The 19466-nt window shown below is 62.7% G+C and carries 19 protein-coding genes; 14 read left to right on the top strand and 5 right to left on the bottom strand.

The features are described 5' to 3' along the window. The first annotated feature begins 71 nt into the window (after positions 1 to 71). Positions 72 to 872, top strand: coding sequence for a creatininase family protein (locus HPQ62_RS18155; protein WP_174803996.1), 801 nt, complete (start codon positions 72 to 74; stop codon positions 870 to 872). A 62-nt stretch (positions 873 to 934) separates the two neighbouring features. Here HPQ62_RS18155 and HPQ62_RS18160 read toward each other — a convergent pair whose 3' ends face one another. The 4 genes from HPQ62_RS18160 to mepA form a co-directional block, all read right to left on the bottom strand. Then, positions 935 to 1570 (bottom strand): 2,3-bisphosphoglycerate-dependent phosphoglycerate mutase, encoded by a 636-nt coding sequence (locus HPQ62_RS18160; RefSeq protein WP_174803997.1) that lies wholly within the window; start codon positions 1568 to 1570, stop codon positions 935 to 937. Between the two features lie 24 nt (positions 1571 to 1594). After that, on the bottom strand, positions 1595 to 2416 hold the full coding sequence (gene dapB / locus HPQ62_RS18165; protein ID WP_174803998.1) for a 4-hydroxy-tetrahydrodipicolinate reductase: 822 nt from the start codon (positions 2414 to 2416) through the stop codon (positions 1595 to 1597). A gap of 113 nt (positions 2417 to 2529) precedes the next feature. After that, positions 2530 to 3552 (bottom strand): glucokinase, encoded by a 1023-nt coding sequence (locus HPQ62_RS18170; RefSeq protein WP_174803999.1) that lies wholly within the window; start codon positions 3550 to 3552, stop codon positions 2530 to 2532. A 128-nt stretch (positions 3553 to 3680) separates the two neighbouring features. Then, positions 3681 to 4697 carry a penicillin-insensitive murein endopeptidase gene (mepA, locus tag HPQ62_RS18175; protein WP_174804000.1) on the bottom strand — a complete coding sequence of 339 codons (1017 nt, stop codon included), beginning with the start codon at positions 4695 to 4697 and terminating at the stop codon, positions 3681 to 3683. A gap of 156 nt (positions 4698 to 4853) precedes the next feature. Between mepA and HPQ62_RS18180 the strand changes: the two genes are divergently transcribed. From HPQ62_RS18180 to urtD, 8 genes are all read left to right on the top strand, one after another. Beyond that, positions 4854 to 6689 (top strand): extracellular solute-binding protein, encoded by a 1836-nt coding sequence (locus tag HPQ62_RS18180; protein WP_174804001.1) that lies wholly within the window; start codon positions 4854 to 4856, stop codon positions 6687 to 6689. Between the two features lie 355 nt (positions 6690 to 7044). Beyond that, entirely contained in the window at positions 7045 to 8142 is a 1098-nt protein-coding gene (locus HPQ62_RS18185; RefSeq protein WP_174804002.1) for a microcin C ABC transporter permease YejB, read from the top strand. A 1-nt stretch (position 8143) separates the two neighbouring features. Next, positions 8144 to 9286, top strand: a complete 1143-nt coding sequence (locus HPQ62_RS18190; protein WP_174804003.1) for an ABC transporter permease — start codon at positions 8144 to 8146, stop codon at positions 9284 to 9286. Further along, positions 9283 to 10896: an ABC transporter ATP-binding protein gene (locus HPQ62_RS18195; protein WP_174804004.1), complete on the top strand. Its 1614-nt coding sequence runs from the start codon at positions 9283 to 9285 to the stop codon at positions 10894 to 10896. Before HPQ62_RS18190 ends, HPQ62_RS18195 begins: the two co-directional genes overlap by 4 nt. Positions 10897 to 11040: 144 nt before the next feature. Then, a complete protein-coding gene (gene urtA, locus HPQ62_RS18200; protein ID WP_174804005.1) occupies positions 11041 to 12336 on the top strand; it encodes an urea ABC transporter substrate-binding protein in 1296 nt (431 codons plus the stop codon). A 95-nt stretch (positions 12337 to 12431) separates the two neighbouring features. Then, positions 12432 to 14069: an urea ABC transporter permease subunit UrtB gene (gene urtB, locus HPQ62_RS18205; RefSeq protein WP_425312650.1), complete on the top strand. Its 1638-nt coding sequence runs from the start codon at positions 12432 to 12434 to the stop codon at positions 14067 to 14069. After that, on the top strand, positions 14066 to 15241 hold the full coding sequence (gene urtC / locus HPQ62_RS18210; RefSeq protein ID WP_174804006.1) for an urea ABC transporter permease subunit UrtC: 1176 nt from the start codon (positions 14066 to 14068) through the stop codon (positions 15239 to 15241). The genes urtB and urtC overlap by 4 nt, the downstream gene beginning before the upstream one ends. Then, positions 15238 to 15996, top strand: coding sequence for an urea ABC transporter ATP-binding protein UrtD (gene urtD / locus HPQ62_RS18215; protein ID WP_174804007.1), 759 nt, complete (start codon positions 15238 to 15240; stop codon positions 15994 to 15996). Before urtC ends, urtD begins: the two co-directional genes overlap by 4 nt. A 233-nt stretch (positions 15997 to 16229) precedes the next feature. Here the strand turns inward: urtD and HPQ62_RS18220 are convergent, their stop codons facing one another. Next, positions 16230 to 16514, bottom strand: coding sequence for a GIY-YIG nuclease family protein (locus HPQ62_RS18220; protein WP_174804008.1), 285 nt, complete (start codon positions 16512 to 16514; stop codon positions 16230 to 16232). 214 nt (positions 16515 to 16728) lie between these two features. Between HPQ62_RS18220 and urtE the strand changes: the two genes are divergently transcribed. The 5 genes from urtE (at position 16729) to HPQ62_RS18245 (ending at position 19466) form a co-directional block, all read left to right on the top strand. Continuing rightward, positions 16729 to 17424, top strand: a complete 696-nt coding sequence (gene urtE / locus HPQ62_RS18225; RefSeq protein ID WP_174804009.1) for an urea ABC transporter ATP-binding subunit UrtE — start codon at positions 16729 to 16731, stop codon at positions 17422 to 17424. Positions 17425 to 17716: 292 nt separating this feature from the next. After that, on the top strand, positions 17717 to 18556 hold the full coding sequence (locus tag HPQ62_RS18230; RefSeq protein ID WP_174804010.1) for an urease accessory protein UreD: 840 nt from the start codon (positions 17717 to 17719) through the stop codon (positions 18554 to 18556). Positions 18557 to 18580: 24 nt separating this feature from the next. Then, positions 18581 to 18883 carry an urease subunit gamma gene (locus tag HPQ62_RS18235; protein WP_174804011.1) on the top strand — a complete coding sequence of 101 codons (303 nt, stop codon included), beginning with the start codon at positions 18581 to 18583 and terminating at the stop codon, positions 18881 to 18883. Positions 18884 to 18892: 9 nt separating this feature from the next. After that, complete coding sequence (locus HPQ62_RS18240) at positions 18893 to 19147, top strand: DUF1272 domain-containing protein (RefSeq protein WP_174804012.1); 255 nt, start codon at positions 18893 to 18895, stop codon at positions 19145 to 19147. A gap of 13 nt (positions 19148 to 19160) precedes the next feature. Further along, positions 19161 to 19466: an urease subunit beta gene (locus HPQ62_RS18245; protein ID WP_174804013.1), complete on the top strand. Its 306-nt coding sequence runs from the start codon at positions 19161 to 19163 to the stop codon at positions 19464 to 19466.

The raw sequence follows: 19466 nt of genomic DNA on the forward strand, positions 1-19466 counted from the left end.
GGTTAAGCGCTTTGCCTACACCTGTGTTCGACGCCGCAAAGAAACGGCGGGGAACATGAGACAGGTGAGACATGGCCAAGCGCTTCTACTGGAATGAACTGACAAGCCCGGACTTTGCAGCGCTTGATGCCGAGACCACGGTTGCGATCCTGCCGCTGGCGTCGACCGAACAGCACGGGCCGCATCTTCCCGTGGCGACCGATGTCGCGATCGCGCGCGGCATGCTCGACACGCTTCAGGAAAATATTCCCGACCATCTCGATGTTCTGGTGCTTCCGGTCCAGGAAATCGGCAAGGCCAACGAGCACATCCATGGCCCGGGCACGCTTTCGCTGGGCGCCGATCTCCTGATCCCGGCCTGGACCGCGATCGGCGAGAAGGTCGCGGCTGCCGGGCTGCGCAAGCTGATCATGGTCAACAGCCATGGCGGCAATCTCGACATCATGCATATCGTCGCCCGCGAAATGCGGGTGCGCTTCAATATGGCGGTGGTATCCACCCAATGGGGCCGCTTTGGCCATCCCGAAGGCATGATCAGCGATGACGAGCGGACCTTCGGCATTCATGCCGGCGAGGTGGAGACGTCGCTGATGCTGCATTTCCGCCCCGAGCTCGTGAAGATGGAATATGCCGAGAATTTCGCCTCGCTGGCTGAGTGGCAAAAGGACAATACCCGCCATCTCCAGCCGCTTCCGCCCAATGCGCTCGCCTGGATCGCGCACGACCTCAACCCCAAGGGCGCCGTCGGCAACGCGGCCGCGGGCACCGCCGAGAAGGGAAGCGCGATCGCCAAACATCAGGTGGCGGGCTTCATCGAACTGATCGAGGACCTGAAGGCCTATCCGCTCGACAGGCTCTATTCGCCGGCCTGAAAGCGAAAGCCGGGCGACATTGCTGCCGCCCGGCTCCGGATGTCTGGAAATCCCGAGGGAAATCAGTGTGCCTTGGACATGTCGCCGAGCACCTGCTTGTCGGCAACGGTCGAATCCGCCTTCAGCGTGTAGACCATCGGCACGCCGGTCGCGAGGTTGAGTTCCAGGATTTCCTCCTGGCTCAGCCGGTCGAGGATCATCACGAGGGCGCGCAGGGAATTTCCATGGGCGGCCACCAGCACCTTCTCGCCCCTGAGAACGCGCGGCAGGATTTCGGTCAGGTAATAGGGCCAGACGCGCGCGCCGGTATCCTTCAGGCTTTCGCCGCCGGGCGGGGGCACGTCGTAGGAGCGGCGCCAGATGTGAACCTGCTCCTCGCCCCATTTCTTGCGGGCGTCATCCTTGTTGAGGCCGGCGAGATCGCCGTAGTCGCGCTCGTTGATCGCCTGGTTGCGGATGGTCTCCAGATCGCCCTGGCCGATCTCGTCCAGAATGATCTGGCAGGTGCGCTGCGCGCGCGACAGGTCGGAGGTGAAGGCGACGTCGAACTTGATGCCGGTCTCGGCCAGCGCCTTGCCGCCCGCATGGGCTTCGGCCACGCCCTGTTCGGTGAGATCAGGGTCCTTCCAGCCGGTGAAAAGGTTCTTCAGGTTCCATTCGCTTTGGCCGTGACGGACCAGAACCAGTGTGCCGCTCATGAATATATTCCTCTTGAAAGGTTGCTAGCTTTTAAGCCCGAGCACGTCGAGCATGGAATAAAGACCGGGCTTTTCGTCCCGCGCCCAAAGGGCCGCCGTCACCGCACCGCGGGCAAAGATGCTGCGGTCGGTTGCCGAATGCGACAGCGTCACCGTTTCGCCCTCGCCGGCGAGGAGCACGGAATGTTCGCCGACGACCGAACCGCCGCGCAGCGTCGCAAATCCGATGCTGCCTTCCTCGCGCGGCCCGGTATGGCCATCGCGCACCTTCACGGCCTTTTCCTTCAGCGACACGTCCCGCCCTTCAGCGGCCGCCTCGCCCAGAAGGAGCGCTGTGCCGGAGGGCGCGTCCACCTTGTGGCGGTGATGCATTTCCAGAACCTCGATGTCCCAGCCCTTTGCCGAAAGCGCGGCCGCTGCCTGCTTGACCAGCACGCCGAGGAGGTTGACGCCGAGGCTCATATTGCCGGACTTGACGATCCGGGCATGGCGGCTTGCGGCCTTCACCTTGTCCTCGTCAGCCTCGGACATGCCGGTGGTGCCGATCACGTGGACGATGCGGGCCTGCGCGGCAAGTTCGCTGTATTCGACGGAGGCCTGCGGCACGGTGAAATCGAGCACGCCATCGGCATCGAGGAAGGCCTTCAGCGGATCGTCACTCACAACGACCCCGAGCTCGCCGACGCCGGCCATCAGGCCTGCATCCTTGCCGAGAAAAGCGCTGTCCGCACGGTCGATCGCCGCGTGCAGGACGCAGCCCTCGGTTTCCGAGATGACGCGGATGAGGCTTTGGCCCATGCGTCCGCTGGCGCCCACGACGACGAGCTTCATTGCCGGAGAATTCATGTGTGTTCCTGATATCATGCGTTGCAGTCCGGCCTTCGCAGCGCCTGCAAAAACCGCGCCGAGCTTATTGCATGGTCACGCGGAAGGAAAGGGCGCGCCGGCGTGAAACGCGCTCAGTCGCGCCAGCGGCGGCCCGAAAGCGCGAGCCCGAAGCGGGTCGGCGTGCGGGCGTAGGTGGCAAGGCCGAAGAGGGCTGCGAGCGGGTGCGTCACGACATAGGTCGGGATCGCGGCGAGCAGCCTGGTATGCGGTGCCTTGTCCTCGAAGGCGGCGCGGAATTCCGGGCTCTTCAGCGCAGGCAGGATCTTCTCGGAAATGCCGCCGGCCAGATAGACGCCGCCGCGCGCCATGAACACCATCGCCATGTCGCCTGCCAGACGGCCGAGATAGGTCGCAAACAGCGACAGCGTTTCGGTTGCCTGCGGATCGGTCTTGTCGAGGCCGTGCTGGCTGACATCCTTGGGCTCGAAAGGCTTCGGCTCGATGCCATCCGCGGCGCAGACGGCGTTATAGAGGTTCACCATGCCGCGGCCGCAGAGAATCTGCTCCGCCGCAACCCGGCCCTCGATTGTCTTGATGTGCGGGAACACCTGATAGTCGCGGTCGGTTCTCGGGCCGACATCGATATGGCCACCTTCCCCGGGAACGGGGATCCAGCGTTCTTCGGCATGCACCAGGCCGGCCACGCCCAGACCTGTGCCAGGGCCAAGCACGACGCGCGAGGCCAGCATCTTGTCCGCGACATCGCCGATCGGCTCGCGGAACTTGTCCGGCATGTTGGCGATCGCCAGCGCCTGGGCCTCGAAATCATTGATGACGATGACGTCGATCAGGCCGAGATTTGCGATCATGTCGTGGGGCTTGACCACCCAGTCGCAATTGGTCAGCGGAATTTCGTCGCCGCGGATCGGGCCTGCAACGGCGAGGATGGCGCTTTTCGGCTGCAGCGACGACTTGTCCATTACCGCAGCCTGGATGGCATCGTCGATCGTGGCGAAATCGGCGGTATGCACGATCGGGAATTCTCGCGGCTCTGCATAGGGATCGACGAGGAGCGAGAACCGCGCATTGGTGCCGCCGATATCGCCGATCAGGATCGGAAAGGCGAGGGGTTGTTCAAGCGGAATTCTGGCCATGGCTTCTGCCCCTTGCATCAAGTGTGCGCGGCGCGGAAATGCGCCCCTGGATTTATGCTGCAGCCCGGCGCCCAAACGGCGGGGCCACGGTTTCCTACATCAGTTCAAACCGCTTTGAAAGTCCCGGCTTATCCCTGTGGCCTCTGCTGAGGAACAGGGCCGATCTCGGGCCAGGGCGCCAGGGGCGGCAGCGGAATGGTTGGCGTCAGGGCCGCCTGCGGCAGAGTGGCCGGCGCCGGCGCATCGAGCACGGCTTGGCAGGCACCCGGAAGATCCGACATGATGGTGTAGCTCGGCCGGGTCGGCTTGGGCTGCGGCTTGGTCGGTTTCTTCGGCGGGGTCGCAGGCTTTGCCGGCGCCCATGGCTCATCGGAAAGCCAGTAGGCGAGATTGGCGCCGCAGCCGTCATCTGCCATGTCCACCCTGTTCTGCGCCTTGCAGTCGGCGGAGCCCGGCCGGCAGAACAGGCGGATGTGGAAATGGTAGTAGTGGCCGTAATAGGGGCGGACCTTGGCAAGGTTCGTGCGGTCGCCCTTCCAGTCTTCGCAGAGCGCCTTCTTGATGCCGGGATGAACGAAGATGCGCTGCACCTCCGGATAGCTTGCCGCCCGCATGATCAGGCGTTCATGGGCGGGGGTGAATTTCTGCTTGTCGACGAACAGCGTGCCGTCTTCCTTCAGCATCGAAGTGGCGGACATGTCCTCGCGTTCGCGGAGTGTCAGCGTCCGGTTGGGCATCGGCGTCAGCCAGATATCGGCGTCAAGACCGACCTGATGGGAGGCATGGCCGGAGATCATCGGCCCGCCACGCGGCTGGGAAATGTCGCCAACCAGAAGCCCCGGCCAGCCGTCATATTGCGCGGCCTCGCGCGACAGCTTCTCGACAAGGGCGATGGTATCGGGGTGACCGAAGCGGCGGTTGCGCGACACCCGCATGGTCTGCCAGGTGGGGCCGTCGATCGGCAGCGCCTCGGCGCCGGCGAGGCAGCCCTTGTTGTAGAAGCCGATCGATTGCGGCTTGCCCGCCGTCGGCGTGGTCTCCGAGGCGAACAGAACCTTGGCGGGGGGCGGAAAGTCCTGGCTTGCAGCCGGGGCCGACAGACCCGCTGCCACGGCGAGTATGGAAAAGGCCCTGAACCAGCGCATCGCGTCCTCCTTGTCGGCGTTTTGCAACGAAATTTGGAACCGTTGCGAATTCCGCCTGTTTTCCGCCTCACGAAAAGGCTACTTGAACACCCGGGTCGATATTAGTTTATTCTTGGTCCGGAATTGAGAAAAGCAAGAACGGGGAAGGCAAAAACAATGTGGATAAGGGCTGTGAGCGCTGCGTGGATCGTGGTGGCGGGCGTTGTGCTTGTCGCGCCTTCAGCCTTGGCGCAAAGCGTTGAGGGCGACGGATGGCGTTATTCCTCGGCGCTGACCGGCACGCCGCAATACCCCGAAGATTTTGCCCATTTCGATTATGTGAATATCGATGCGCCGAAGGGCGGCGAGCTGAAATGGTCGGCGACCGGCACGTTTGATTCGCTCAATCCCGTGCCCTATGGCGGCACCAAGGCGGCCGGCCTCAGTCTCGTGTTCGAAACGCTGATGGCGCCGTCGGAAGGCGAGATCGACGCGATGTACGGCCTTCTCGCCGAGGCTTTTCGATTTCCCGAAGACATCTCCTCCGTGACCTACAGGCTGCGGCCTGAGGCGAAATTCTCCGATGGCGAGCCGGTCACGCCGGAAGACGTCGTCTTTTCGTTCGAAAGCTTCAAGAAGCTCAACGCCCTTTACGCAAACTATTACAGCCACGTCGAAAGCGCGGAAGTGACGGGCGACCACGAGGTCACCTTTCATTTCGACGAGACAGGCAACCGCGAATTGCCGCAGATCGTCGGCCAACTGATGGTCATCCCCAAGCACTGGTTCGAGGACAAGGACGGCAATGTCGTCCACGACATTTCCGCAAGCACACTCGAGAAGATCGTGGGTTCCGGTCCCTATGTGATCGACACCGTCAATCCTGGCTCCTCGATCACCTATCGTCTCGATGACAATTACTGGGGCAAGGATCTCAACGTGAATGTCGGCCGCAACAATTTCGGCAAGATCCGCTACCTCTATTTCGCCGACAAGGACGTGGCATTCGAGGCCTTCCGCGCCGGTTCGTTCGACTTCTGGATCGAAACGAGCGCCAAGCGCTGGGCGACCGGCTACAATTTCCCCGCCGTCAAGGACGGCAAGGTTACCCGCGAGGCGGTGGAAAATCCGCTGCGCTCAACCGGCATCATGCAGGCGCTGGTGCCCAACAATCGCCGGGCGCCGTTCGATGACAAGCGGGTCCGCGAGGCGCTGATCTACGCCTTCGATTTCGAGACGATCAACAAGAACCAGTTGAGCGACGCCTATGCCCGCGACAATTCGTTCTGGTTCGGAACCGATCTTGCCTCTTCAGGCCTGCCCAAGGGCGAGGAGCTGCAGATCCTGGAATCGGTGCGCGATAAGGTGCCGGACGATGTCTTCAACAAGGCCAACAAGCTGCCCGTCGGCGGCACGGAAGAGGAATCACGCGCCAATCTGCAGAAGGCCTTCGAGCTTTTGAAGCAGGCCGGCTTCCAGAGGCGCGGTGGCCAGCTGATCAATGCCGAAACTGGCAAGCCCTTCGCCTTCGAGATCCTGCTCGACAACCCTTCGCTTCAAGTCGTCGTGCTGCCCTATATCGAAAACCTGCGCAAGCTCGGCATCGATGCCTCGGTGCGGGTGGTCGATAGCTCGCAATATCAGAACCGGGTCGACAACTTCGATTACGACATGATCTGGGAACTCTGGGCGCAGTCGCTCAGCCCCGGCAACGAGCAGTTCAACTATTGGGGTTCGCGCTCGGCCGAGCAGCCCGGATCGAGAAACTATGCCGGCATTGCCGATCCCGGCGTCGATGCGCTGATCGAGAAGGTCGTGTTCGCCGATGACCGCGACACGCTGGTTGCCGCCACCAAGGCGCTCGACCGGGTGCTGCTGGCCAATGACTACATCATCCCGCTTTACTATTCGAAGGATTACCGCATCGCCTACTGGGACACGATTACCCACGGCGACTTCCCCGAATACGGCCTCGACTTCCCCGCCGGATGGTGGTCGACGGAGGCGAAATGAGAGTGCTGTTTGGTGGCGTGTCGCTGGCGGCAGAGGTCGGTCATCGTGGTTCAGGCCGGTTCGAGACGCACCGGACGGCTAACGCAAGACGGGCTTTCGAGATGGCCTCCGGGCATTGCCACGTGCTCCCGATATTCTCTCCCGCTTGCGGGAGAGATGCCCCGAGAGGGGCAGTGAGGGTGATGCAGCATGTCAGTCTTGTGAGGGCGCCCGCGTGGATAGGCTCCCCCCTCACTGTCGCTGTCGCGACATCTCTCCCCTCCGGGGCGAGAGGGGCTTATGCGGCGATGGGTCTTCATGATGGGAGCTTCAAGGAAGCTTCGCTGCGATCCCATCCCGTCGGGAGCGCTGCATAATGGGTTCCTACATCCTGCGCCGCATCCTGTTGATGATCCCGACGCTGATCGGGATCATGACGATTTCCTTCATCATCGTGCAGTTTGCCCCCGGCGGACCGGTGGAGCAGGTGATTGCCGAGATCAACGGTCAGGGCGGCGGCGCCGAAAGCCGCATTTCCGGCAGTTCGGATGCCGGGATCTCGATGGACAGTTTCAACAGCGCCGCCTCGTCCAACTATCGCGGCGCGCAGGGGCTCGATCCGCAGCTGATCGCGGATCTCGAACGCCAGTTCGGCTTCGACAAGCCGCCGCTGACGCGCTTCCTGATGATGATGCGGGACTATCTGACCTTCGATTTCGGGGACAGCTTCTTCCGCAATTCATCCGTCATCGATCTGATTATCGACAAGCTGCCGGTCTCGATCTCGCTTGGCGTCTGGGTGCTGATCCTGTCCTACGGCATCTCGATCCCGCTCGGCATCCGCAAGGCGGTGAAGGACGGGTCGCGCTTCGATGTCTGGACCTCGGGCGTGATCGTCATCGGCTATGCCATTCCGGGCTTTTTGCTCGGCATATTGATGATCATCCTGTTTGCCGGCGGCTCGTTCTTCGACCTGTTCCCGCTGCGCGGGCTCGTCTCCGACAATTTCCACCAGCTCAACTGGTGGCAGAAGGTGCTCGATTATTTCTGGCACCTGACCCTGCCGCTGGTCGCGCTGTCGGTGTCCTCGTTTGCAACGACGACGCTTCTGACCAAGAACTCCTTCATCGACGAGATCGGCAAGCAATATGTCGTCACCGCCCGCGCCAAGGGGCTTTCCGAGCGCAAGGTGCTCTACGGCCATGTGTTCCGCAATGCGATGCTGATCGTGATCGCGGGCTTTCCGGGCTCGTTCATCCTCGCCTTCTTCACCGGCTCGCTTCTGATCGAGAATGTGTTCTCGCTCGATGGGCTGGGGCGGCTCGGCTATCTGTCGCTGGTCAACCGGGATTATCCGGTGGTGTTCGGCACGCTCTATATCTTCTCGCTCCTGGGTCTCGTCATCGGGCTTGTTTCCGACCTGATCTACACCTGGATCGATCCCCGGATCGATTTCGAAAAGAGGGATGTGTGAGATGAGCGAACTCGCATTCCCTGACGCCATCGCAAACGTGCCGAAATCCGGCATCCTGTCGCCGATGAACGTCCGCCGCTGGCAGAATTTCAAGGCAAACCGGCGCGGCTTCTGGTCGCTGTGGCTCTTCCTGTTCCTGTTCATCATCAGCCTCGGCGCGGAATTCGTCGCCAATGACAAGCCGCTGATCGCGTCCTATCAGGGCGAAATCCTGTTTCCGGTGCTGGTCGATTACCCGGAGGAAAAGTTCGGCGGCTTTCTGGCCGTCACCGATTACCGTTCGGATTTCATCCGCGAGGAGATCGAGGCCAATGGCTGGATGATCTGGCCGCCGGTGCGCTATTCCTATCGCACCATCAATGCCAATGTTCCCTATTCCGCGCCGACGCCGCCTTTCTGGCTGATGAGCAAGGAGGAGCGCTGCGCGGGCTATTCTGAGGGCGTCGATGACCCGGCATGTGTTCTCGGCAACATGAACTGGCTCGGCACGGACGATCTTGCCCGCGACGTGCTGGCGCGGGTGATCTACGGGTTCCGCATCTCCGTGCTGTTCGGCCTGCTGCTCACCGGTTTCTCGGCCGTCATCGGCGTCAGCGCCGGCGCGGTTCAGGGCTATTTCGGCGGCTGGGTCGATCTGCTGATGCAGCGCTTCATCGAGATCTGGTCGTCGCTGCCGACGCTCTACATCCTGCTGATCATCGCCGCGATCCTGCCGCCCGGCTTCTGGGTTCTGCTCAGCGTGATGCTGGTATTCTCATGGGTGAGTTTCGTGGCGGTCGTGCGCGCGGAATTCCTGCGCGCGCGGAATTTCGAATATGTCCGCGCCGCCCGCGCACTCGGCGTCGGCAATGGCACCATCATGTTCCGCCACCTGCTGCCCAATGCCATGGTGGCCACGCTCACCTTCGTGCCGTTCATCCTGTCGGGTGCGATCGTCACCCTGACCTCGCTCGATTTCCTGGGCTTCGGCATGCCGCCCGGCTCGCCCTCGCTCGGTGAACTCGTCAATCAGGGCAAGAGCAACCTCCAGGCCCCCTGGCTTGGCATCACCGCCTTCGTCACGCTCTCGCTCATGCTGTCGCTGCTGGTCTTCGTCGGCGAGGCGGTGCGCGATGCCTTCGATCCGAGGAAGACGTTCCAATGAACCCGATCCTCTCCGTGAAAGATCTCTCGGTCGCCTTCCGCCATGGCGGTTCCAGCAATCTCGCTGTCGACCGGGTGTCGTTCGATATCATGCCGGGCGAGGTGGTGGCGCTGGTGGGCGAAAGCGGCTCCGGCAAGTCGGCCACGGCCGCATCGGTGCTCAGATTGCTGCCCTACCCGGCGGCGAGCCATCCGAGCGGCGAGATCCTGTTCGAGGGCCGCGACCTGCTAGAGGCTGACGACCGGACGCTGCGCGACGTGCGCGGCGGCGATATTACCCAGATCTTCCAGGAGCCGATGACCTCGCTCAATCCGCTGCATCCCGTGGAGCGGCAGGTGGGCGAGACGCTGGCGATCCATGGGGGTCTCACCGGGGCTGCCGCCCGCAAGCGCGTGCTGGAGCTCCTCAACGAGGTTGGCATCCGCGAGCCGGAAAAGCGGCTTGGCGCCTTCCCGCACGAGCTTTCCGGCGGCCAGCGCCAGCGCGTGATGATCGCGATGGCGCTCGCCAACCGCCCGAAACTGCTGATTGCCGACGAGCCGACGACCGCGCTCGACGTTACCGTTCAGGCGCAGATCCTGAAACTGTTGAAGACACTGCAGCGCGATCACGGCATGTCGATGCTGTTCATCACCCACGATCTCGGCATCGTCCGCAAATTCGCCGACCGGGTCTGCGTGATGACGAAGGGCAAGATCGTCGAGCATGGTCCGGTTGCCGAGATCTTCGATGATCCGCAGCATGACTATACGAAACACCTGCTTGCCGCAGAACCCAAGGGCTTGCCGCCGGCGCACGATCCCTCGCGTGAGGTGGTCATGGAGGCGGACGACGTGAAAGTCTGGTTTCCGTTAAAGGCCGGGCTGCTCAGGAAAACCGTCGATCACGTGAAGGCGGTGAACGGCATTTCGCTGAAGTTGAGAGCCGGCGAAACCCTCGGCGTCGTCGGCGAGAGCGGCTCGGGCAAGACCACGCTCGGCCTCGCCTTGACGCGGATGATCGCGTCGGAAGGCCGCATCGCCTTCATCGGCAAGGACATCAATGCCTATTCCTATCGTGAGATGAAGCCGCTGCGCGAGGAAATGCAGATCGTGTTCCAGGACCCCTACGGGTCGCTGTCGCCGCGCATGTCGATTGGCGAGATCGTCGCCGAAGGGCTGAAGATCCATGAGCGCGGACTGACCGCGCGCGAGCGGGAAATCCGCGTGTCTGAAGCGCTGGAGGAGGTCGGCCTCGATGCCGCCACCCGCTGGCGTTACCCGCATGAATTCTCCGGTGGTCAGCGCCAGCGCGTCGCGATCGCCCGCGCCATGGTGCTCAAACCCCGCTTCGTGATGCTGGACGAGCCGACTTCGGCGCTCGACATGAGCGTGCAGGCGCAGGTGGTCGATCTGCTGCGCAGCCTGCAGAAGAAGCACAATCTCGCCTATCTCTTCATCAGCCACGACCTGAAGGTGGTGCGTGCGCTCGCCAACGAGATCATCGTCATGCGGCTTGGCGAAGTCGTCGAGCGCGGTCCTGCCAGAGACGTGTTCGAAAATCCGAAGGCCGATTACACCCGGGCGCTGCTTGCCGCCGCCTTCGATATCGAGCCCGTCGAGGCCGGCTGACACCGCAAGCCTTCCCCCTCAACTACGTCAAATGACGTATGTGGGGTTTTCCGCCACTCAACGATAGTTGGCCGAGGCGCGCCTTCCACCGCGCCCTGACGTCCAAAAGCCATTCAGGCAAAATCGTTGAGGGGAACTGAAAACATGAATTTCACAAAGGGATTGACCAGCGCAGCACTTCTTGCAGCGCTTACCACCGCCGGCATGTCCGGGGTGGCCCATGCCCAGGAAGACACGATCAAGGTCGGCATTCTCCATTCGCTGTCCGGCACGATGGCGATTTCGGAAACCACGCTGAAGGACGCCATGCTGATGCTCATCGACGAGCAGAATGCCAAGGGCGGCCTGCTGGGCAAGCAGCTTGAAGCCGTCGTCGTCGACCCTGCCTCCGACTGGCCGCTGTTTGCCGAAAAGGCGCGCGAACTGATCGAGGGCGACAATGTCGCCGCCGTCTTCGGCTGCTGGACGTCGGTCTCGCGCAAATCCGTGCTGCCGGTGTTCGAGGAACTCGACAACATTCTGTTCTACCCCGTCCAGTATGAGGGCGAGGAAAGCCAGCGCAACGTGTTCTACACCGGTGCCGCCCCCAACCAGCAGGCGATCCCCGCCGTCGACTACCTGATGGAAAATGACGGCGTCGAGCGCTGGGTTCTCGCCGGTACCGACTATGTCTATCCGCGCACCACCAACAAGATCCTCGAAGCCTATCTCAAGGATCACGGCGTTGCCGAAGAAGACATCATGATCAACTACACGCCGTTCGGCTTCTCCGACTGGCAGACGATCGTTTCCGACATCAAGAAGTTCGGCTCCGAAGGCAAGAAGACCGCCGTGGTCTCCACCATCAATGGCGACGCCAACGTTCCGTTCTACAAGGAACTCGCCAACCAGGGCATCTCGGCCTCCGATATCCCGGTCGTCGCCTTCTCCGTCGGCGAGGAAGAGCTTGCCGGTCTCGACACCGCGCCGCTGGTCGGCCATCTCGCCGCCTGGAACTACTTCCAGTCCGTCGATACCGATGCGAACTACGAGTTCATCGATGCCTGGCACGCCTTCACCGGTGACGATGCCCGCGTGACCAACGACCCGATGGAAGCCCATTACATCGGCTTCAACATGTGGGTGAAGGCCGTTGAAAAGGCCGGCACCACCGATCCGGATGCCGTCATCGACGCGATGATCGGCGTGGCTGTTCCGAACCTCTCCGGCGGCTATTCCGCGATGATGCCGAACCACCACATCACCAAGCCGGTGCTGATCGGCGAAATCCAGGACGACGGTCAGTTCGACATCGTCTACGAGACGCCCGGCCTCGTCGCCGGCGACGCATGGTCCGACTACCTGCCGGACAGCAAGAACCTGATTGCCGACTGGCGCGCTCCGATGTCCTGCGGCAACTTCAATGTCGAGACCGGGAAATGCGGCGGCATGTCCGAGTAAACTGAGCTCGACGCCGGGCGCGGTCAGCCATGATCGCGCCCGGTCAACAGGGGGGCGGCCGGACATTGCGAGGGCCGTCAAGCATGGGGGCGCATATGTCCGTTTTCTTCCGCAAGCGCTATTTCAGAGCTTTCGTTTCAGTCATCCTTTTCATTCTGACATGTGCGCCCCTTTCTTTTGCCCAGTCCGACCTGTCCGGCATGATCGGTCAGTTCGGCTCGGTGCGTGGCTTCGGCGAAACCGAAGCGCTGGTAAACGAACTTGCAGCAACCGGCGACGATGCCGCCGTTCCCGCGCTGAAGGCGCTGGCCAATGGCGATCTCTATGCCCGCAAGGATGATGGCCGCGTGTTCATCACCCGCAAGGGGTCTTCCAGCCGCAATCTTTTGCTGATCGACCCGCTGACCGGCGAGGAGGCGGGCGAGGCATCCAAGCGCGATCTCGACAAGATCAAGGTCAACAACAATCTCCGCTCCACGATCGACGCGGCGCTGGCCGGCATGACGCTGATGAGCCCCAACCGCGCAGTCCGGCTTTCGGCGGCAGAATCGCTTCTGAAGGCACCGAGCGAGGACAATCTGGTTCTCCTCGAAAAGGCGATCGAGACGGAGGACGACAGCGAGATCGCTGCCCTTCTTGCGCAGGCGCGCGCCGTTTCCGTGCTGAATTCCGGCCGCAGCGCCGAGGAAAAGGCAGAGGCAATCTCGGATATCGCCGACATTGGCGGCCGCGAGGCGATCTCCATCCTGTTGTCGGCGCGTTCGAGCGTCGGCCCGGAGCTGCAGGACGACATCGATGCCGCGCAGGCGAAGATCGAGAAGCGCCTCGCCTTCTGGGATGCGGCGCAGAATGTCTGGTACGGGCTGTCGCTCGGTTCGGTTCTGCTGCTGGCCGCGATCGGCCTTGCCATCACCTTTGGCGTCATGGGCGTCATCAACATGGCGCATGGCGAAATGGTGATGCTCGGGGCCTATTCCACCTTCGTCGTCCAGCAGGTGATCCGCACCTCCTATCCGCATCTGTTCGACTGGTCGTTGGCAATCGCGCTTCCGGTCGCCTTCATCGTCACCGGCGCTGTCGGCCTGATCATCGAACGCGGCGTGATCCGCTTCCTCTATGGCCGGCCGCTCGAAACGCTGCTTGCCACATGGGGCGTGTCGCTGATCCTGCAGCAGGCGGTGCGCAGCATTTTCGGCCCCACCAACCGCGAGGTCGGCAACCCATCCTGGATGGCGGGCTCCTTCGATCTCGGCGGGCTGGTGATCACATGGTCGCGGTTATGGATCGTGGCGTTCTCGCTTGCCGTGTTCTTCGCCCTGCTTCTCCTGATGAAGCGCTCTGCCTTCGGGCTGCAGATGCGCGCCGTCACCCAGAACCGGCGGATGGCAGCCTCCATGGGCATCCGCACGCCCTGGGTCGATGCCTTCACCTTCGCATTGGGTTCGGGCGTCGCGGGCCTTGCCGGCGTCGCGCTGTCGCAGATCGACAACGTCTCCCCCAATCTCGGCCAGTCCTACATCATCGACTCATTCATGGTCGTGGTCTTCGGCGGCGTCGGCAATCTCTGGGGCACGCTCGTCGGCGCCTTCTCGCTCGGCATCCTCAACAAGTTCCTGGAGCCCTATGCCGGCGCGGTGCTCGGCAAGATCCTGGTGCTGGTCTTCATCATCCTGTTCATCCAGAAACGGCCGCGTGGTCTGTTCGCACTCAAGGGAAGGGCGGTTGAATCATGATCACGGCTTATCTTCTCCGCTCGCTCGACCGCAAGGTGTCGATCGCGATCATCGCTCTGTTCGTCATTGCCCTTCTGGTGCCGCTCCTGAACATGGCGATCCCGGCCGACAGCGCCTTTCATCTTCCCACCTATCTGGTGTCGCTGTTCGGCAAATATCTCTGCTATGCGCTCTTGGCGCTGTCGCTCGATCTGGTCTGGGGCTTCTGCGGCATTCTCTCGCTCGGCCATGGCGCCTTCTTCGCGCTCGGCGGCTATGCCATGGGCATGTATCTGATGCGCCAGATCGGCGCGCGCGGCGTCTATGGCGATCCGGTGCTGCCGGATTTCATGGTGTTCCTGAACTACAAGGCGCTGCCCTGGTTCTGGCATGGCTTCGACATGTTCTGGTTCGCGATGGCGATGGTGCTGCTGGTGCCGGGCGCGCTTGCCTTCGTGTTCGGCTGGTTCGCCTTCCGCTCGCGCGTCAACGGCGTCTATCTCTCGATCATCACCCAGGCCATGACCTATGCGCTGCTTCTGGCCTTCTTCCGCAACGACATGGGCTTCGGCGGCAATAACGGGCTGACCGATTTCAAGGATATCCTCGGCTTTTCCGTCCAGGCCGACGGCACCCGCGCGGCGCTGTTTGCAGCCTCGGCGATCTTCCTCGCGCTCGGCCTGTTCATCGCCTCGGCAATCGTGCGCTCCAAGGCCGGCAAGGTCATGGTCGGCGTGCGCGATGCCGAAAGCCGGGTCAGGTTCCTGGGCTACCGGGTGGAAAACTACAAGCTCTTCACCTTCGTCGTCTCGGCCATGATGGCGGGCGTTGCCGGCGCGCTCTACGTGCCGCAGGTCGGCATCATCAACCCCGGCGAATTCGCCCCCGCAAACTCGATCGAAGTGGTGATCTGGACCGCGGTCGGCGGGCGCGCAACGCTGATCGGCCCGATCATCGGCGCGATTCTCGTCAATGGCGGCAAGACCATCTTCACGGGACTGTTCCCCGCCTTCTGGCTGTTTGCTCTTGGCGGTTTGTTCGTCGCCGTCACCCTCTTCCTGCCGAAGGGCATAGTCGGCACCATCGCCGCCCGGTTTTCGAAAAGGCCCGGCCCTGATGCGAAGGACCGCATGGAACATTCAGAAGAGGCGGAAGCCGGTATCGACGGCATCTCCGAGGAGCCAGCCCGATGAGCAATCCTGAAAAACGCGCGAAAAGCCTGCTCTATCTCGACAATGTCTCGGTCTCCTTCGATGGCTTCAAGGCGCTCAACAGCCTGTCCTTCGTCATCGATCCCGGCGAACTGCGCGCCGTGATCGGCCCGAACGGGGCCGGCAAGACGACGATGATGGACATCATCACCGGCAAGACGAGGCCTGACGAGGGCGAGGTGTTCTTCTCCGATACGATCGACCTGACGCGGCGCGACGAGGCCGACATCGCCCAGCTCGGCATCGGCCGCAAGTTCCAGAAACCGACCGTGTTCGAAAGCCATACGGTGTGGGACAATCTGGAGCTGGCGCTCAACCGCAAGCGCGGCGTGTTCTCGACGCTGTTCTACCGCCTGTCCGGGACGGATCGCGACCGCATCGACGAGATCCTCGAAACCATCCGCCTGACCGACCGCAGGGCCGAGCTTGCCGCCAACCTCTCCCACGGCCAGAAGCAGTGGCTGGAGATCGGCATGCTGCTGGCGCAGGAGCCGAAGCTTTTGCTGGTGGACGAACCTGTGGCCGGCATGACCGACGCCGAAACCGTCGAGACCGCGCGGCTTCTGCGCGAGATTGCAAAGGATCGCTCGGTCGTCGTCGTCGAACACGACATGGGCTTCGTCCGCGACCTCGGCGTCAAGGTCACGTGCCTTGCCGAAGGTTCCGTGCTCGCCGAAGGCTCTATCGACCACGTGTCGAACGACCCGAAGGTCATCGAGAACTATCTCGGGAGGTGAGGATGGGGCACGGGGGAAGCGCTGCGAACTGCCGCCTGGATCCTCGGGTCAAGCCCGAGGATGACCCAAGTGGTGGGGTGGGGAGTATTCTGCAAGACCCGGGTATTTCGCTCACCCCGTTTTCTGGCGTCTCAAAGCCACGGCAGGCCGTTCTCGCTGCGTTCGCCGCTCTTGCGCTCCGCTCCCCCCACGCGTCATCCTCGGGCTTGACCCGAGGATCCAGGCAGGTGCGCTCAGAGGAACGTCTCGTAAAGATCGTCCCAGCCCGGATTCATCCCGCTCACCAGCGCGATCTTCCATGCCCGGTTCCATGCTTTCAACGCCTTCTCGCGGGCAATCGCGCTGCCGATCTCGAAATGCTCCTCGTACCAGACCAGCCGGTGGCAGCCGTAGCGGCTGGTGAAGCCGGGAACGAGACCTTCGCGGTGTTCGTGAATACGCCGCTCGAGATCGCGGGTGACGCCGATATAGAGCGTTCCGTGTGGCCTGTTGGTGACGATGTAGACATAACCGCTCATGCCATCCGCCTGGATCCTCGGGTCAAGCCCGAGGATGACACAAGTGGGGAGGCGGTGAAGCGGATGCGGGCGCGGAGCGAGCAGAAACGCCGTGGTTGTCACGGCGGTCCGCATCTCTCTCCCGCGTCATCCTCGGGCTTGACCCGAGGATCCAGGCCGCACGTCGCCGCCCCTCCTTATGCGCACCCCTTACCCATCCAGGAAGGCTCCACCCATGCTGACCGTTGAAAACGTCAACCTCCACTACGGCGCGGCACAGGCGCTCAGGAACGTCTCGCTCACAGCGGAGATGGGCAAGATCACCTGTGTGCTCGGGCGCAATGGCGTCGGCAAGTCGTCTTTGCTCAGAGCCGTGACCGGCCAGCATCCGATTTCCGCGGGCGCGATCAGTTTCGGCGGCGACAAACTCGACGGGCTCGCCCCCTATGCGCGCGCCAAGCGCGGCGTCGGTTACGTGCCGCAGGGCCGCGAAATCTTTCCGCTGTTGACGGTTAGGGAAAATCTGGAGACCGGCTTTGCGCCGCTTGCCCGCGACGAGCGCACCATTCCGGACGATATCTTCAAGCTGTTTCCGGTGCTGCAGACCATGCTGTCGCGGCGCGGCGGCGACCTTTCCGGCGGCCAGCAGCAGCAGCTTGCGATCGGCCGCGCCATGGTCACCCGGCCGAAGATCCTGGTGCTGGACGAGCCGACCGAAGGCATCCAGCCTTCGATCATCAAGGATATCGGCCGCGCCATCCGCTATCTGCGCGACAGCACCGGCATGGCGATCCTGCTGGTCGAGCAATATCTCGACTTTTGCCGCGAGCTGGCTGACAAGGTCTACATCATGGACCGCGGCGTGATCGTGCATGAGGGCGAGGCGGCAACGCTCGATACCGCCGAAGCGCGGCGGCATCTGACGGTGTGATGCTTCGGCGCGCATAATGAGGAGAAATTGTGCGCTTCGATGGAGCAGCGCACGGGGTTCAGGCGTTTTACCTTTTGTCCGGGCAAGCGGAAAGATCGGGAATTTTCCGGTGGCCCGCGCTTACCGTCGATACGGCACGAAACTTGCGTAGAGCCGATCGACAGCAGCACGATAAAAAAGGAAAACCAATGGGCTGGACGGAACAAACAGGTGTGCGGGCAGGTGCGCCCTCGCGCGAAAGGTGGAGCGGTATCGAAGAACAGGGTGCGGCGGCGCGCGCCAAGGAGGGGGCATGTACGGCGGGACGGAACTTTTGACCCCGGGGTCGATCGCAAGGCCGCAGAGGACCTCCGGCACGGGTCGCGTTTGCGCCAAGCTTTCCGGCGGCAAGACCCGGCTTGAGACCTTCTATCAGGAAGGGGCTGCAAAGGTTCGCATCCCCGAAAGCTTCGATGGCGCCATGGAAGCGGTGCTGATCAACACGTCGGGCGGGCTCACCGGCGGCGACCGGCTGCAATGGGATCTGGACGCGGGCGATGGCACGGCGCTGACCGCCACCACGCAGGCCTGCGAGAAGATCTACAAATCCGATAGCGGCCCGGCGGCGATCGATACGGAATTGCGCGTCGGCGAAAACGCCCGGCTCGACTGGCTGCCGCAGGAAACCATCCTGTTCGACGATGCCTCTCTCAACCGCAGGCTCGATGTCGATCTTGCCGAGACGGCCGAGTTTCTTGCGATAGAGGCTGTGCTTCTCGGCCGCAAGGCCATGGGCGAAGCGGTGCGCTACGGCAATTTCCGCGACCGCTGGCGGGTGCGCCGCGCCGGCCAGCTGATCCATGCCGAGGACGTCCGCATGACCGGCGATATCGAAAATCTGGTGGCGCAGACGGCGGTGCTCGGCGGCGATGTCGCCTTCGCCACGCTGCTTTATTGCGGGCCCCGCGCGGAGGCGTTGATGCCGAAGGTGCGCGAGGCGCTGGGGGCGGCTTCCGCCGGCGCGAGCGAGTGGAATGGCAAGCTGGTCGCCCGCATTGTCGCGGCCGATGGCTATCATTTGAGAAAAAGTCTGATTCCGGCACTAAGGGTCTTGCGGGACGGCCGGAATCTGCCGAAAGTCTGGCATCTGTGAGTTGCAAGGAAATGAGAGAACCGCATGAACCTGACGCCCCGTGAAAAGGATAAATTGCTGGTTTCCATGGCCGCCATGGTCGCGCGCCGAAGGCTGGAGCGGGGCGTGAAGCTCAACCATCCCGAAGCGATCGCGCTGATCACCGATTTCGTGGTCGAGGGCGCGCGTGACGGTCGCCCGGTCGCCGAACTGATGGAGGCCGGCGCCCATGTGATTTCCCGCGACCAGGTGATGGACGGCATCGCCGAGATGATCCACGACATCCAGGTCGAAGCCACCTTCCCCGACGGCACCAAGCTGGTGACCGTGCATGAACCGATCAGGTGAGGAGCCGAAATGCTTGAGCTGCGTCCGAACTGCGAGTGCTGCGACAAGAACCTGCCGCCCGACAGCGCCGAGGCGATGATCTGCACCTTTGAATGCACATTCTGCAGCGATTGCGTCGACGTCGTCCTGCGTGACATCTGCCCGAATTGCGGCGGAAACTTCACCCCGCGTCCCATCCGTCCGGCCCAGGCACTCGCCCGGCACCCGGCGTCCACTGTCCGCGTCTTGAAGGCCGAGGGCTGCGGCCCACGCCAGGCGGCGTGAAGAGGAGAACGACATGATCCCCGGTGAACTGATCGCCGCTGACGGCGAGATTGAGATCAATGCGGGCCTCGAGACGGTAACTGTGACCGTTTCCAACACCGGCGACCGGCCGGTGCAGGTGGGCAGCCACTATCATTTCTTCGAGGCCAATCCGGGACTTTCCTTCGAGCGCGACAAGACGCGCGGCATGCGGCTTGATATTCCCGCCGGCACGGCGGTCAGGTTCGAGCCCGGCCAGACCCGCGATGTTACGCTGGTGCCCTATGCGGGCGGCCGCACGGTTTACGGATTCCGTCAGGATATCATGGGGAAGCTTTGA

Source organism: Martelella limonii, from assembly GCF_013344475.1.
In the GTDB taxonomy this organism is placed as follows: Bacteria; Pseudomonadota; Alphaproteobacteria; order Rhizobiales; family Rhizobiaceae; genus Martelella; species Martelella limonii.